Raw genomic sequence first — 13967 nt, forward strand, 5'->3', positions numbered from 1 at the left:
GGGAAGGCGATCGGCGATGACCGGAGCATGGGGATGGGACCTGCTGATCGGGTTCGTCGTCGCGCTGCTGGTCGCCTGGCTGGCGCTGATCGCCGCGCTGGTGATCGTCCGGCCGCGCGGCGGCCTGCTGCGCGAGGCGCTGCGCCTGATGCCCGACGTGCTGCGCCTGGTCCGCCGCCTGGCCGCCGATCCCGCCCTGCCCCGCGGCATCCGTGTCCGGCTCGCGTTGCTGCTGGCCTATCTCGCCTTCCCCATCGATCTGGTGCCCGATTTCATCCCGGTCCTGGGCTATGCCGACGACGCCGTCGTCGTGGTCGTCGTGCTGCGCTCGGTGGTGCGCCACGCCGGGATCCGGGCCGTGCGGCGGCACTGGCCCGGCACCGAGGACGGCTTCGCCGTCCTGTCCCGGCTGACCGGGCTCGGCGAGCCGCCTGTCGCTCCCTGATCCGGGCGTGCCCGGATCAGGGAGCGGCTGTCACGCGTCCCTGCCCCGGGCGCGGAAGGCCGCGGTCTTGACGCGGTTCTGGCATGCGGTGCCGCAGAACCGGCGGGTGCCGTTGCGGGAGACGTCCACGTACACCCGGTCGCAGTGCGGCGCCGTGCACACGCCGAGGCGGTCGCGGAACTCGCCGCCCAGCACGATCGCCAGCCCGGTGGCGCAGCTCGCCGCCCAGTCTCCGGCCACGGTGCCGCCGGGGCCGTGGAAGTGCAGGTGCCACGGCTCCCCGTCGTGCCGCTGGAGCAGCGGCCGCGCGCGTGTCTCCTCAAGGAGGGCGTTGACCCGCAGGGCCGCCGCGTCGATGTCCCCGGCCGCGACGGCCTCGAAGACCGCCCGGAGCCGTACCGCGATCTCGGCGAACTCGGCGGCCTCCGCCTCGGTGACCTCGCGGTGCCCCGGATAGCCGGTCCGCAGGCCCTCGGCGGCGGCTGCGGCGAGATCGGGTGGGGAGGGGAAGGGACGGCCCCGCCGCTCCCCCGGGGTCAGCTCGTTGACCAGGCCCACCGCCACCCGGACGATCATATCGGTGTGACTGTTGAACTCCACTTGACCAGTTACATCCTCACACTCTAGGTTGTGACTAGTAAAAGCTTAGACGACAGTTACAAGGAGGTCGTTGTGCTGACCCACGACGCCGCGCTCGAGTGGATCGCCCGCTGGGACCGCCAGCAGGAGGGCTACCTGCCCGACCGCGAGGAGCGCTTCACCGCGCTGATCGACGCCGTCGAGGCGATGGGCCGTCCCGACCCCCTGGTCATCGACCTCGGCTGCGGGCCGGGCTCGTTGTCCGCCCGCCTGCTGGAGCGGCTGCCCGGGGCGACCGTGATCTCGGTCGACGCGGACCCGCTGCTGCTCGGTCTCGGCCGGGCCGCCTACCCCCACCTCAGGTTCGTCTCCCTCGACCTGCGCACACCCGGGTGGACCGGTGCCCTGGGCCTGGACCGCCCGGCCGACGCCGCGGTGAGCACCACCGCGCTGCACTGGATCTCCGGGCCGGAGCTGTCGAAGATGTACGCCGAACTGGCCACCGTGCTCCGTCCGGGCGGGCTCCTGCTCAACGGGGACCATCTGGAGACCGACGACACCACTCCGGCCATCGCCCGCCTCGAACGCGCCGTGCACGACCGGGAGACCGCGCGCAGGTTCGGCGACCGGCGCCCCGAGGACTGGCGCCGGTGGTGGGAGTCCGTCGCCGCCGACCCGGCCTTCGCCGAACTCCACGCCGCCCGCACCACCGCGGGCGCCGACCACCACGGTTCCGAATCGCCCCTGCTCTCCGAGCATGTCGGCGCCCTGCTCGATGCGGGCTTCACCGAGGTCGGCACCCTGTGGCAGCGGGGCCACAACCGGCTCCTGTGCGCCGTCCGCGCCTGATCCGGGTGGCGCACGGGAGCCGGTCTCCTGGTGAGCGCCTCGCTGCGATCACGATCAGACGAGGAGGCCGTGCAGGCGGACGCGGGCCAGGCCGCCGTCGGGGTGGATGTCGACCCGGACGTGGGTGGCGGGGCGGGCGTCCTCGATGCGGAAGCGGTGCGGGGTGTCGGGCTGCAGGCGGGTCTTCGGCAGCAGCTCGAACTCCTCGCCGGAGGCGTCGACGCCGGTGAGGGAGACCCAGCCGGGGGCGTTGAACAGCAGGTTCCTGGTGTCGATCTCGGCGAGCTTGACGACGCCCGTGCCCGCCAGGCGGATGGTCAGCCAGTCGTTGCCGCCGTCGCGGCGGCGCGCGGTCTCCCAGCCCTCGGCCTGGTGGCGGGCCAGGCCCGGGGCGATGACGTTGTTGGGTGAGGAGTAGAACTCGTCGGAGCAGCCGGTGACCAGCGCGCCGTTCTCCAGGGCGGCCAGATCGAGGCCGAGGCCCTCGTAGAGGGACAGGTCGGGGCGGACCTCGCCGTGCACGCGCAGGCGGGCGATGCCTCCGTCGGGGAACATGTTCAGCCGGACGTGGGTGTAGCGGCGCTCGTCGGCCACCTCGAAGAAGTGCTCGGCGTCGCCCTTGAGGTCGCTCCTGGGGACGATCTCCGTCCACTCGGCGGCCAGCAGCTCGGCGGGCGCCGGGTAGCCCTCGACCGCCGCCGCCTCCACGGAGGCGTGCGGCGGGTAGTTGCCCTTGAACCAGGCGGTGTCGATCACGACGCCGCGGATCACTCCGGGCAGGCCGAGGCGGACCAGCGCCCAGTCGTGACCCGGCTCGCGGCGGCGGCGGGTCTCCCAGCCGTCGTAGACCTGGCCCTTGGCGCCGAAGGTCTCCGCCCGGAAGCCGGGGTGGCCGGGGCGGATCAGGCTCTCCTTCTCGGCGAAGGACTCGTCGCTGGCCGCGACGACGGACCCGCCGAGGGTGCGCAGGGCCAGGTCGGGCAGGCGGGTGAACTCGCTCACGGGAGAGCCTTTCTGGTAGGCGGGGTGACGTGCTCGGCGGGTACGGTCCCCGCTCGCGGAAGGGGTCTGGTTCGCGGAGCCGGCCTCGCAGACGGGAGTCCGGTGGCCGCCGGCGCCCGGGCCGGTCAGAGCAGGGCGCCGCGCGGGGCGCCGTCCCGTACGGCCCGGCCGCGCAGCCAGGTCGTGCGCACCACGCCGGTGAGCGTCCGTCCGTGGTACGGCGTGACCGGGTTGCGGTGGTGCAGGGCGGCGGCGTCCACGGTCTGGGCCGCGCCGGGGTCGAAGGCGACCAGGTCGGCGTCGTTGCCCACGGCGATGCTCCCCTTGCCGTCCAGACCGGCAAGGGCCGCCGGAGCCTCCGCCATCCAGCGCACCACGTCGCCCAGGCCGTACCCGCGCCGGGACGCCTCGGTCCACACCGCGGACAGGCCGAGCTGGAGGGAGGAGATCCCGCCCCAGGCGGCGGCGAAGTCGGGCACCTTCAGGTCGGGGGTGGACGGGGAGTGGTCGGAGACGACGCAGTCGAGCACCCCGGCGGCCAGGCCCCTCCAGAGTTCGTCGCGGTTGGCCTCGCCGCGGATCGGCGGGCAGCACTTGAACTGGGTGGCGCCCTCGGGCACCTCCTCGGCGGCCAGCGTCAGGTAGTGCGGGCAGGTCTCGGCGGTGATCCGCACGCCCTCGCGACGGGCCTCGGCCAGCGGCTCCAGGCAGAGCGCGGACGACACGTGCAGGATGTGGGCCCGTACCCCGGTCTCCCGCGCCAGCGCGATGACCCGCTCCACGGCGCGCCGCTCGGACTCGCCGGGCCGGGAGCCGAGGAACTCGGCGTAGCCGGGCCCGGCGGGGTCGGCGAGCAGCTCGGGGTCCTCGGCGTGGACGATCAGCAGGCCGTCGAAGGAGGCGATCTCGGTCATGACCGCCCGCAGCTCCGCCGCGTCGAGAGGCGGGAACTCGTCCACCCCCGACGGGGACAGGAAGCACTTGAACCCGCGGACGCCCGCCTCGTGCAGAGCCCGCAGCTCCTCGCGGTTGCCCGGGACCGCGCCGCCCCAGAAGGCCACGTCGACCGCGCACCGGCCGGCCGCCGCCGCCCGCTTGACCTCCAGCGCGGACACCTCCACGGTCGGCGGAAGCGAGTTGAGCGGCATGTCCACGATCGTGGTCACCCCGCCCGCGGCGGCGGCCCGGGTGGCGCAGGCGAAGCCCTCCCAGTGGGTGCGGCCGGGCTCGTTGACGTGGACGTGGCTGTCCACGAGCCCGGGCAGCAGCGCGACGTCGCCGAGGTCGACGCGCTCGGCGGCCTCCGGCGCGGCGTCGGCGTCGAAGACCCCGGTGATCCTCCCGTCCCGTACGGCGACCGCCGCGGGCCCCTCCCCCTCGGGCAGTACGGCCCTGCGGGAGGTGATGACCAGATCGTGCATGTGCGACTCCTTGCGGGTTCCCTATGGCGCGAGACGGTCGGCCGCGAGCCCGGCGGCGACGCGTTCGAGCAGCGGGCCGGCCTCGGCGATGCAGCGCTCGGGGTCGGGCTCGATGTCGGTGAGGGCGTAGGCGGCCTCGATGCCCGCCGCGCGCAGCTCGTCGTCGCCGAGGGCACGGCGGCCGCAGACGGCCACGACCGGGACGCCGGCCTTGACCGCTGCGGCGGCGACCCCGGCGGGGGCCTTGCCGCGCAGGGTCTGCTCGTCCAGGGAGCCCTCGCCGGTGATCACCAGCCGGGCTCCGGTGAGCAGGTCCTGGAAGCCGAGCAGGTCGAGCAGGTACTCGATGCCGGGGCGGATCTCAGCCCGCAGGAAGGCGAGGGCGGCGAAGCCCACTCCCCCGGCGGCCCCGGCCCCGGGCTGCCCGGCCACGCCCATCGGACGGACCACGTCATCGTGCTCGATCGCCCCGACCAGGCCGTGGGTGTGCGCGGCCACGGCGGCCAGGCGGGCGAGCGCGCCGTCGAGCAGTTGCACCTCCTCGGGCGAGGCGCCCTTCTGGGGGCCGTAGACGGCGGCGGCGCCGTACGGGCCGAGCAGCGGGTTGTCCACGTCGCTGGCCACGACGAACTCGACGTCGCCGATCCCCTCCAGGAGCCCGGAGGTGTCGATCTCGTCGAGCGCGCGCAGGGCGGCGCCGCCGGGCGGGAGCTCGGCCCCTCCGGCGTCGAGGAAGCGTACGCCGAGGGCGCTCATCATCCCGGCGCCGCCGTCGGTGGAGGCGCTGCCGCCCAGGCCGAGGACGACGCGGCGGGCGCCGCGCCGTACGGCGTGGGCGATCAGCTCGCCGGTGCCGCGGCTGGTCGCGGTGAGCGGGGCCAGCTCGACCCCGCCGTGCGCGGCGGGTCCCGGCTCGGAGCTCGCGGAGCTCGCGGGGCTCGCGGAGCTCGCGGACGCCTGGGCGGAGGCGGCCGCGGCGGCCGGGAGCCGCCGCAGGCCCGAGGCCTCGGCGAGCTCGATGACGGCGGTCGGCACGTCCACCGCTCCGGCGCCGGACGGGGAGGTCCCCGGCCCGGCGTCACGCCAGGCGTAGACGGCGCGGACCGGGTCACCGACGGGGCCGGTGACCTCGACCTCGACGGGCTCGAACCCGCAGGCGACGACGGCCGCCACGGTCCCGTCGCCGCCGTCGGCGACCGGCAGCGCCACGGTGGCGACACCGGGGCCGAGACCGGCCGCGACGCGGGCGGCGACCTCGGCCGCGGTCAGCGAACCCTTGAACTTGTCCGGCGCGATGACGACGTGCCCGGACGACGACTCAGACAACCCTGCTCCCTGGTGGAGAATGGGCGGACACGCGCCCCTGCCCGGTGCGAGCGGGCAGGGGTGCGTGCCGGAACCCGGTGTGATGGCGATCCATCATCACACTTGTCCGGGAACGGGTTCGAACTCCCTGACGGCGTCGATGGCCGGGCCGTGCGGGGTGTTCGCCTCGCGCTCGATCATGATCTCGACGAGCACCGGGCGGCTGGTCGCCCGGGCCTCCTTGCGCGCCCATTCCAGGGCGTCGCGGATGTCGGCGGGGTCGACGACCCGGCGGCCGGAGCAGCCGTACGCCTCCATGATCTTGACGTTGTCGGTGCCGTACTCGTCGTAGTGGATGTCCACCTGGTAGTTCATGTCGTACGGGATCGAGGCCTGCCGGATGAGGCCCAGATACTCGTTGTTGATCATGATGAGCACGAACGGCACGTTGTACTGGGCGCCGACCGCGAGCTCCTCCACCATGTACTGGAAGCCGTAGTCGCCGACGACGCCCACGACCTCGGCGTCCGGGTCGGTGTGCTTGAGCGCCTTCTTGACGCCGATCGCCGCCGGGATCTCCCAGCCCAGCGGGCCCGCCTGGCCGCAGATCTGGTAGTGCCGCGGCTTGTACGCCTTCTGGTGCTGGCCGCCCCAGATCTGGTAGAGGCCGATCGCGGTGACGAAGTAGGTGTCCTCGTCGAAGACCTCGTTGATCTCCTTGTAGACCCGGGGGGCCTTGATCGGGACCGTGTCGAAGTCCTCGCGGCGGCCCAGGGTCGCCTTGAGGTGCTGGACCCGGCCGACCCAGGCACCGGGCCCGCGGCCCGCCCCGCGGTCCTTGGCTGCCCTGAGCAGGGCCTGCAGGAACAGCTTGGCGTCGGAGACGACGCCGAGGTCCGGTTCGAAGACCTTGCCGATCTGGGTCGGTTCGATGTCGACGTGGACGAACGTCCGGCTGCCCCGGTAGACGTCGAGCTGCCCGGTGTGCCGGTCGCCGAAGCGTGCGCCCACGGCCAGCACCAGGTCGGACTCCAGGAAGGAGGCGTTGCCGTACCGCTGCGAGGTCTGCACGCCGGTGATACCGCAGAACAGCCCGTGGTCCTCGTCGATGGCGCCCTTGCCCATCAGGGTGACCTGGACCGGGATGTTCAGGTACTCGGCCAGCTCGCGCAGCTCGTCGGCGGCCTCGGCGATGATCACGCCGCCGCCGGCGAGGATCAGCGGCCGCTCGGCGGCCAGCAGCAGGTCCAGGGCCTTCTCGACGCGCGGCGGGTGCGGCTCGACGACCGCGACCGGGAGCGGGGAGTCCAGCGCGGGGTCATACTCGATGATCTCCTTGGCCACGTCCACCGGGATGTCGATGAGGACCGGGCCGGGACGGCCGGACCGGGCGATCCGGAACGCCTCGCGGAAGATCCAGGGGGCGGTGGCCGCCTCCTTGATCTGCACCGCCCACTTGGTGACGGGCTTGGCGATCTCCACGATGTCGACCGCCTGGAAGCCCTCCTTGTCGAGCAGGGCGGTGGCCGCCTGGCCGGTGATGCAGACGATCGGAATCGAGTCCGCGAGCGCGGTGTACAGACCCGTGATCATGTTGGTGCCGGCCGGACCGGAGGTGCCGATCGCGACGCCGACCCTCCCGTTGGTACGGGCCCAGCCGTCGGCCATGTGGGTGGCGCCCTCTTCGTGCCGGACGGTCAGGTGCTCGATGCCGCCGACCTCCTCCATCGCCTTGTACAGGGGGAGGATGGCCGCGCCGGGGCAGCCGAACGCCGTGTCGACGCCCTCGGACTTGAGGACTTCGACGACCGCGTTCATCGCGGGGATCCTGGCCATCAGCTGTCCCTTCCCGAGAGGCTCTCGGTGACCTTGAGGAGCGCGGAGTGGTCGAGGCCGCCGTGGCCCTGGGCGCGCGCGGCGGCGATGAGCTGGGCGACGAGCGCGCCCACGGGGATGGCCACCTCGGCGCCGCGGGCGGCGTCGAGGACGATGCCCATGTCCTTGTGGTGCAGGTCGATGCGGAAGCCCGGCTGGAAGTTCCGCGCGAGCATCGACTCCCGCTTGATGTCGAGGATGCGGCTGGCGGCCAGGCCTCCGGCGAGCACGTCGAGCCCGGCGGCGGCGTCGACGCCCGCGGCCTCCATCAGCACGACGGCCTCGGCGACGAGCGCGTAGGTGCCGCCGACGACGAGCTGGTTGGCGGCCTTGACGTACTGCCCGGCGCCCGCGGGGCCGACCAGCCTGAAGGTCCTGCCGACGGCCTCGAAGAGCGGCGTCGCGGCCTCGAAGTCCTCCTGGGAGCCGCCGACCATGATGGACAGGACGGCGTCGACCGCGCCCTTCTCGCCGCCGGAGACCGGGGCGTCCAGCACGCGCAGTCCTCGGGCCGCGCCCTCGCGGGCGACCTTCTGCGAGGTCTGCGGGGTGATGGTGGAGAAGTCGATGTAGAGCGCGCCGGGCTCGGCGTTGTCGAGGATCTCCGGGAGTACGGCCTCGACCTGCGGGTCGGCCGGGAGCATGGTGATGACGACCTCGGTGCCCTTGACGGCCTCGGCGACGCTCGCCGCGCTCGCGCCTCCGGCGGCCCGGAGGCGGGCGAGGGCGTCTTCGCTGAGGTCGAAGCCGGTGACGTCGTGTCCTGCCCTGACCAGGTGCCCGGCCATGGGCGAACCCATGATGCCGAGTCCGATGAATGCGATCCTGCTCATGTGCTCTCCTCGCCCGGCCTCGCGCCGGGTGGGTTCGGGGTCCCGGGTGGGTTCGGGGTCCCGGGTGGGTTCGGGGGTGTCGTCATGCGAGCCGGTCCAGCTCCCGCAGCCAGCCGAAGTCAGGCTCGGCGTCCTTGTACTCCAGGCCGATCCAGCCGTCGTAGCCGTGCTCGGCGAGCACCTTCAGCAGGCGGGGGAAGTCCAGCCCGCCGGTGCCGGGGCGGCCCCGGCCGGGGGCGTCGGCGATCTGCACGTGGCCGATCCGGCCCGCGTACCCGGCGATCACCGCCTCCAGGTCCTCGCCCATCCGGGCCAGGTGGTACAGGTCGCACAGGAACGCCACGTTCGGCTCCCCCACCCGGTCGATCACCTCGACCGCGGCCTTGGCGGAGACCAGCGGGTAGGACGGCGACTCGTAGGCGTTGAGCGCCTCCACCAGCACCGTCGCGCCGATCCCGGCGGCGGCCCTGGCGGCGAGCGCGAGGTTCTCGGCGGCCAGCTCGTCCTGCTCGGCCGCCTCCAGGCCGTCCACGCGGTTGCCGTACAGCGCGTTGAGCGCGGTGCAGCCGAGCCGGCCGGCGATGCCGACGGCGACGTCGACGTTGTCGCGGAAGCGCGCGCTGTCGGCGGGACGGGAGACCAGGCCGCGTCCGCCGGCGGCGATGTCGTCGGCGAAGTTGAGGCCGACGAGCCGTACGCCCGCGTCCTGGACGGCGCCGACGAAGGCGTCGACGTCCTTGTCGGACGGTACGGCCTCGGCGAACGGCCACCAGAACTCGACCCCGTCGAACCCGGCGGCCTTCACCGCCTCCGGCCGGCGCAGCAGCGGCAGGCCGGTGAAGAGGATCGAGGCGTTGACGTCGAACCGCGTCATGACGTCTTCTCCCTGTCTGTGCGGGCGGCTGGTCGGGCGTCTGTGCGGGCGTCTGTGCGGGCGTCTGTGCGGGCTTCTACGCCGGCGTCCGGGTGGACGTCCATGTCCATGTAGGCCTTCCAGCTACCGGACTCGGTGATGTCGTACAGCTCGGCGTGGGAGGTGCAGGGGCGGCGCAGGAGCATCGCGAACGAGGACGTGCCGTCCGCCAGCTCGATCACGCCGAGTTCCAGCTCGGGCGGTTCGGCGGGCATCAGACGGTCGCGCAGGACGTCCATCGGGATGTCGTAGAGCTCCCCCTCGATGGCGGCCCCGCCGTGCGCCACCGGCGCCAGGCCGGGACAGCGGTCGCCCACCGAGTAGAAGCGGTACTTGGGCGCCGTGGCGGTCTCGGCCACCAGCGGGGCGCCGTCGAGCAGGTGGTGCAGCGGACCGCCACGCATGGCGCCGCCGTTGAGGAACATCAAGGCCATCGCAGGCTCCTCCCGGGGTCGGATCGATCCGGTGGGGTGGGGCCCGTAGGTCTGCCGGAGGCGGCAGCGCGGTACCTCCTCGCTCCGGCTCAGGCGGAGCGTTCGGGTGTGTGACTCAGTACACAAGCCGCCCGGCTGCCCGGTCTAGCGGCAAGAAGTCCGAAGCTGCCCGGGGGCGGGCGCGGCGGGTTTGTGGGTTGGCACAATCGCGCCGCGGCCACCGGGTCCGCGGCCCAGCGGGACCGCCGGATGACGGAGCCCAGCGAGACCGCCGGATGACGGAGCTCAGCGGGACCGCCGGATGACGACGAAGCCGTCCCAGCCCTTGGAGCCCACCGTCTGGAGCGCGGTGGCCTCCAGCCGGGCGTCGTGCGCGATGTCCGCGAGGACCCGGCGCACGCCCTGAACGCGTTCGTCGGGGCTGGCCGGGTCGGTGACGGCGCCGTTGCGGACGACGTTGTCGATGACGATCACGCTTCCCGGCTGGGTCAGTTCGAGGGACGCCGCCAGGTAGGCGGGGTTTCCGGGCTTGTCGGCGTCGATGAAGACGAAGTCGTACGGCTCGCCTCCCTCCTCGATGAGCCGCCGCGCCGAGTCCGCGGCCGGTCCGACGATGACGTCCACCCGGTCCGCCACCCCCGCGCGCCTCAGGTTCTCCCGGGCGATCCCGGCGTTGCGCTCCTCCAGTTCCAGGGAGGTGACGTGGCCCCCGTCCCCGACGGCACGGGCCAGCCAGACGGTGCTGTAACCCGCCAGGGTGCCGAACTCCAGGACGCGGGCGGCACCGGCGATCCGGCACAGCATCGCCAGGAGTTTCCCCTGGTTCGGGGCGACCTCCGCCTGCGGCATGGTGGTCAGCCCGCCGCTCTCGCGGGCCTCCCTGAGCGCCCGGTCCTCGGGCACGAGGGTGTCGGCGAAGTAGGCGTCGACCTCTCGCCACGCCTCATCGGACTGGTACATCGTCTCCTCCTCGGATCGGCGGACGCATCTCCTGGCGGACGACCGGGCCGGTTCCGCCAGGAGATCATCCCTCCCCCGCCGCGGCGGGTTCGCGCAGGGTCCGCGCCAGCAGCCAGCCCAGGGCGGGCATCGCGATCAGCGGCGTGAGGGCCGTCCGCAGGGAGGTGGCGTCGGCGACGGCGCCGATGAGCGGACCGGCCAGGCCGCCGACGCTGACGGTCAGGCCGAGGGTGACGCCGCCGGCGGTGCCGACGCGGGCCGGGAGGTAGTCCTGGGCGAGGGTGACCTGCAGGGAGAACGGGACGGAGAGGCCGATGGAGGTCAGTCCCGCGAACAGATAGATCGCCGGGCCCGGGACGAGCACGACTCCCGCGACGGCGGCGACGCTGACCAGGTACGACACGCGTACCACCCTGACCCTGTCCCACCGGCCGGCCAGGCTGCCGCCCAGCACGGTGCCCACCGCGCCGCCCAGGTACAGCACGAACAGCGCCGCGGCGCCCGCCGTCGTGCCTGCGCCCGTGCGCGCGGACGCGTACGACGCGATGAACGTGCTCAGGCCGACGAACACGATGGAGCGGCACACCACGACCAGCGAGAGCCGTACGAACGAGGCCACGTCGTCGCGTCCGGCCGCCCGTGGCACGCCGCCGGCGGCCGGACGTGCCGATGCGCCCAGCGCGCGCGTGACGGGCAGGTACAGCACGGCGCCGACCAGTGCCGGTACCGCCAGCAACGGCGTGAGCCGCAACCCGCCGGTGGCGACGACGGCGGCGACCAGGAGCGGCGCGGCGGCGAAACCGAGGTTGCCGCCGAGGGAGAACCAGCCCATCGCCGTGTGGCCGCCGCCGCCGGCGGCGATCCGCGCCACGCGGGCGGACTCGGGGTGGTAGGCGGCGATCCCGATCCCGGACACGGCCGCCAGCGCCAGCGTCAGCGCGTAGGAGTCGCCGAGGCCGCTCAGCGCGATCCCCAGCCCGGCGAGGAGCGTGCTGACGGGCAGCAGCCAGGGCAGCGCCCACCGGTCCGTCAGCGCACCGAACAACGGTTGCGCCACCGACGACAGCGACGACGCGGCGAGCACGACCCCCGAGGCCGCGGCGTAGGTGTAGGCGCGCTCGGCCACCAGGAAGGGGACGAGCGCCGCCACGGCACCCTGGTAGACGTCCACGCAGGCGTGTCCGGCCGACAGCATCATGATCGTCTTGTTCTTCGGCACAGCGGCATACTCACCGCTCGGCACCGTGTCGTGCTTCCAATAAACTGCCGATCGATGACGGAGATCCGCCACCGGCCGCTCGCGCCGACCCGCGCCCAGCAGCTGGCGTCCGGAGCCGTCATCGGCGCCCACCGCCACGACGACCACCAGATCGTCTACGCCGCCCGGGGCGTGCTGGCCGTCACGACGGGCGCGGGGACGTGGGTCGCGCCGGCCACCCGGGCCGTCTGGGTCCCGGCCGGGACCGTCCACGCCCACCAGGCCCACGGCGAGCTCGAACTGCACCTGGTCGGCCTGCCCTCGGCCGACAACCCGCTCGGCCTGCGCGAGCCGGCCGTACTGAGCGTCGCGCCGCTGCTGCGGGAGCTGATCCTGGCCTACACGCGCGCCCCGCACGACGACGGCCCGGAGCGCGGGCGGCTCCGGGCGGTCCTGCTCGATCAGTTGCGCGCCTCGCCCCAGCAGCCCCTGCACCTGCCCGCCCCCACCGACCCCCGGCTGCGGGCGCTGTGCGCGATCGTGCGCGCCGATCCCGCCGACGACCGCACTCTGGCCGCCCTCGGCGCACAGGTCGGCGCGAGCGAGCGGACGCTGTCGCGGCTCTTCAAGGCCGATCTCGGCATGACCTTCCCGCAGTGGCGGACCCAGCTCCGGCTCCACCGGGCCCTGGTCCTGCTGGCCGACGACGTCCCGGTGACCGCCGTGGCGCACCTGTGCGGATGGTCGTCCGCCAGCGCGTTCATCGACGTCTTCCGCCGCGCCTTCGGACAGACCCCGGGAACCTTCGGACAGACCCCGGGAACCTCCGGGCACGCCCCGGGAACGCGGCGGCGTCAGACGCGGACCTCCGGACGGCCCTCGCGGGCGTCGTAGGCGGCGTCTCCGGGGACGCCCTGGCGGGGAAGCCGTCCGGGCACGGCCCGGCCCGCGGGGTGGATGGGACCGGCGGTCCGTGTGAGGGGCAGGCCGCTCCCGCCGCGGCGCAGGGCGACGAACTCCGCGGCGATGGACAGGGCGGTCTCCTCCGGGGTGCGCGCGCCCAGGTCGAGGCCGATGGGCGAGCGCAGCCGCGACAGCTCCGCCTCGCCCAGCCCGGCCGCGCGCAGGCGGGCCATGCGGTCGGCGTGGGTACGGCGGGAGCCCATCGCCCCCACGTAGGCGACCGGGAGCCGGAGGGCGGCCTCCAGCAGCGGCACGTCGAACTTGGCGTCGTGGGTGAGCACGCAGACCACGGTCCGGGAGTCCACCCGGGTGCGGGCGAGGTAGCGGTGCGGCCAGTCGACGACGACCTCGTGGGCCTCGGGGAAACGGCGCGGGGTGGCGAAGACGGGCCGGGCGTCGCAGACGGTGACGTGGTAGCCGAGGAAGCGGCCGGCGCGGGTGAGCGCGGCGGCGAAGTCGATGGCGCCGAAGACGAGCAGGCGGGGCGGGGGCGCGTAGGTCTCGGCGAAGACGGCGATCTCCTGCTCGCCGCAGCCGAGGGTGCGCGTGCCGGTGAGCCCGGCGTCGAGCATGGCCCGCGCCTCGGGCGCGACGACAGCGGTCACGGATCCGCGGGACAGACCGGGGAGGTCGCCGAGGACCCGGTCCTCGAAGACCGCGAGAACACCGGTGGCCGGGCCGGTGCCGTCGAGGGCTCGGACGATCGCGACGGGTTCGCCCCGCCGTACCGCCTCCAGGGCTGCGGCGAGCACAGGGGCGGCGGGCGAGCCGGACGGAACCGGCCAGACGAGCACCTCGATGGTCCCGCCGCAGGTCAGGCCCACGGCGAAGGCGTCGTCGTCGGAGTAGCCGAAGGTGCGCCGGACCGGTTCCCCGGTCCGGATCGCCTCCCGGCACAGCTCGTAGACGGCCCCTTCGACGCACCCGCCGGAGACGCTGCCGGCGGCCTCTCCCTCGTCGTTCACCGCGAGCGCGGCCCCGGGCTGCCGGGGGGCGCTCCCCCCGGTCCCGATCACGGAGGCGACCGCGAACGCGCGCCCCTCATCGAGCCAGCCGAGCAGGTCGCCGGCGAGTTCACGCATGGAAGGAACCTCCGTCTGTCGCGGGAGCGGGCACTCACCTCACGGGGACGGGCGCACCCCGTACGGCGGCGGCCGTCGGCGCCGCCGTACGGGGATCGGCCCCGGGAG

The 13967-nt window shown here is 73.9% G+C and carries 14 protein-coding genes; 3 read left to right on the top strand and 11 right to left on the bottom strand.

The features are described 5' to 3' along the window. The first annotated feature begins 16 nt into the window (after positions 1–16). The gene (locus IEZ08_RS05830) at positions 17–445 is read left to right on the top strand and encodes a YkvA family protein (RefSeq protein ID WP_068922625.1); all 429 of its coding nucleotides are present in this window, start codon (positions 17–19) and stop codon (positions 443–445) included. Positions 446–475: 30 nt separating this feature from the next. On the opposite strand, the gene IEZ08_RS05835 is transcribed toward IEZ08_RS05830, so the two are convergent. Next, a complete protein-coding gene (locus IEZ08_RS05835) occupies positions 476–1045 on the bottom strand; it encodes a CGNR zinc finger domain-containing protein (RefSeq protein ID WP_189241795.1) in 570 nt (189 codons plus the stop codon). Between the two features lie 72 nt (positions 1046–1117). Between IEZ08_RS05835 and IEZ08_RS05840 the strand changes: the two genes are divergently transcribed. Continuing rightward, positions 1118–1873: a class I SAM-dependent methyltransferase gene (locus tag IEZ08_RS05840; RefSeq protein ID WP_068922623.1), complete on the top strand. Its 756-nt coding sequence runs from the start codon at positions 1118–1120 to the stop codon at positions 1871–1873. A 54-nt stretch (positions 1874–1927) separates the two neighbouring features. On the opposite strand, the gene alc is transcribed toward IEZ08_RS05840, so the two are convergent. The 9 genes from alc to IEZ08_RS05885 all read right to left on the bottom strand — a co-directional run bounded on the left by alc (position 1928) and on the right by IEZ08_RS05885 (position 11835). Beyond that, on the bottom strand, positions 1928–2875 hold the full coding sequence (gene alc / locus IEZ08_RS05845; protein ID WP_068922622.1) for an allantoicase: 948 nt from the start codon (positions 2873–2875) through the stop codon (positions 1928–1930). A 125-nt stretch (positions 2876–3000) separates the two neighbouring features. After that, entirely contained in the window at positions 3001–4296 is a 1296-nt protein-coding gene (allB, locus tag IEZ08_RS05850; protein WP_189241796.1) for an allantoinase AllB, read from the bottom strand. A gap of 21 nt (positions 4297–4317) precedes the next feature. Then, positions 4318–5622, bottom strand: a complete 1305-nt coding sequence (locus tag IEZ08_RS05855; RefSeq protein ID WP_068922620.1) for a glycerate kinase — start codon at positions 5620–5622, stop codon at positions 4318–4320. A 96-nt stretch (positions 5623–5718) separates the two neighbouring features. Next, positions 5719–7437 (bottom strand): glyoxylate carboligase, encoded by a 1719-nt coding sequence (gene gcl / locus IEZ08_RS05860; RefSeq protein WP_068922619.1) that lies wholly within the window; start codon positions 7435–7437, stop codon positions 5719–5721. Further along, positions 7437–8309, bottom strand: a complete 873-nt coding sequence (locus IEZ08_RS05865) for a 2-hydroxy-3-oxopropionate reductase (RefSeq protein ID WP_189241797.1) — start codon at positions 8307–8309, stop codon at positions 7437–7439. The genes gcl and IEZ08_RS05865 overlap by 1 nt, the downstream gene beginning before the upstream one ends. 82 nt (positions 8310–8391) lie before the next feature. After that, positions 8392–9183 carry a hydroxypyruvate isomerase family protein gene (locus IEZ08_RS05870; RefSeq protein ID WP_068922617.1) on the bottom strand — a complete coding sequence of 264 codons (792 nt, stop codon included), beginning with the start codon at positions 9181–9183 and terminating at the stop codon, positions 8392–8394. Beyond that, entirely contained in the window at positions 9180–9656 is a 477-nt protein-coding gene (locus IEZ08_RS05875; RefSeq protein WP_141703816.1) for an allophanate hydrolase-related protein, read from the bottom strand. The genes IEZ08_RS05870 and IEZ08_RS05875 overlap by 4 nt, the downstream gene beginning before the upstream one ends. Positions 9657–9941: 285 nt before the next feature. Further along, positions 9942–10616, bottom strand: a complete 675-nt coding sequence (locus IEZ08_RS05880; protein ID WP_189241798.1) for an O-methyltransferase — start codon at positions 10614–10616, stop codon at positions 9942–9944. A 64-nt stretch (positions 10617–10680) separates the two neighbouring features. Beyond that, positions 10681–11835: an MFS transporter gene (locus IEZ08_RS05885; protein ID WP_189241799.1), complete on the bottom strand. Its 1155-nt coding sequence runs from the start codon at positions 11833–11835 to the stop codon at positions 10681–10683. 54 nt (positions 11836–11889) lie between these two features. On the opposite strand from IEZ08_RS05885, the gene IEZ08_RS05890 reads away from it, so the two are divergent. Next, positions 11890–12708, top strand: coding sequence for an AraC family transcriptional regulator (locus tag IEZ08_RS05890; protein ID WP_084779899.1), 819 nt, complete (start codon positions 11890–11892; stop codon positions 12706–12708). On the opposite strand, the gene IEZ08_RS05895 is transcribed toward IEZ08_RS05890, so the two are convergent. After that, a complete protein-coding gene (locus tag IEZ08_RS05895) occupies positions 12669–13859 on the bottom strand; it encodes an XdhC family protein (protein ID WP_189241800.1) in 1191 nt (396 codons plus the stop codon). The genes IEZ08_RS05890 and IEZ08_RS05895 overlap by 40 nt on opposite strands. Positions 13860–13967: the final 108 nt, after the last annotated feature.

Source organism: Planobispora rosea (assembly GCF_014648175.1).
GTDB classification, from domain to species: domain Bacteria; phylum Actinomycetota; class Actinomycetes; order Streptosporangiales; family Streptosporangiaceae; genus Planobispora; species Planobispora rosea.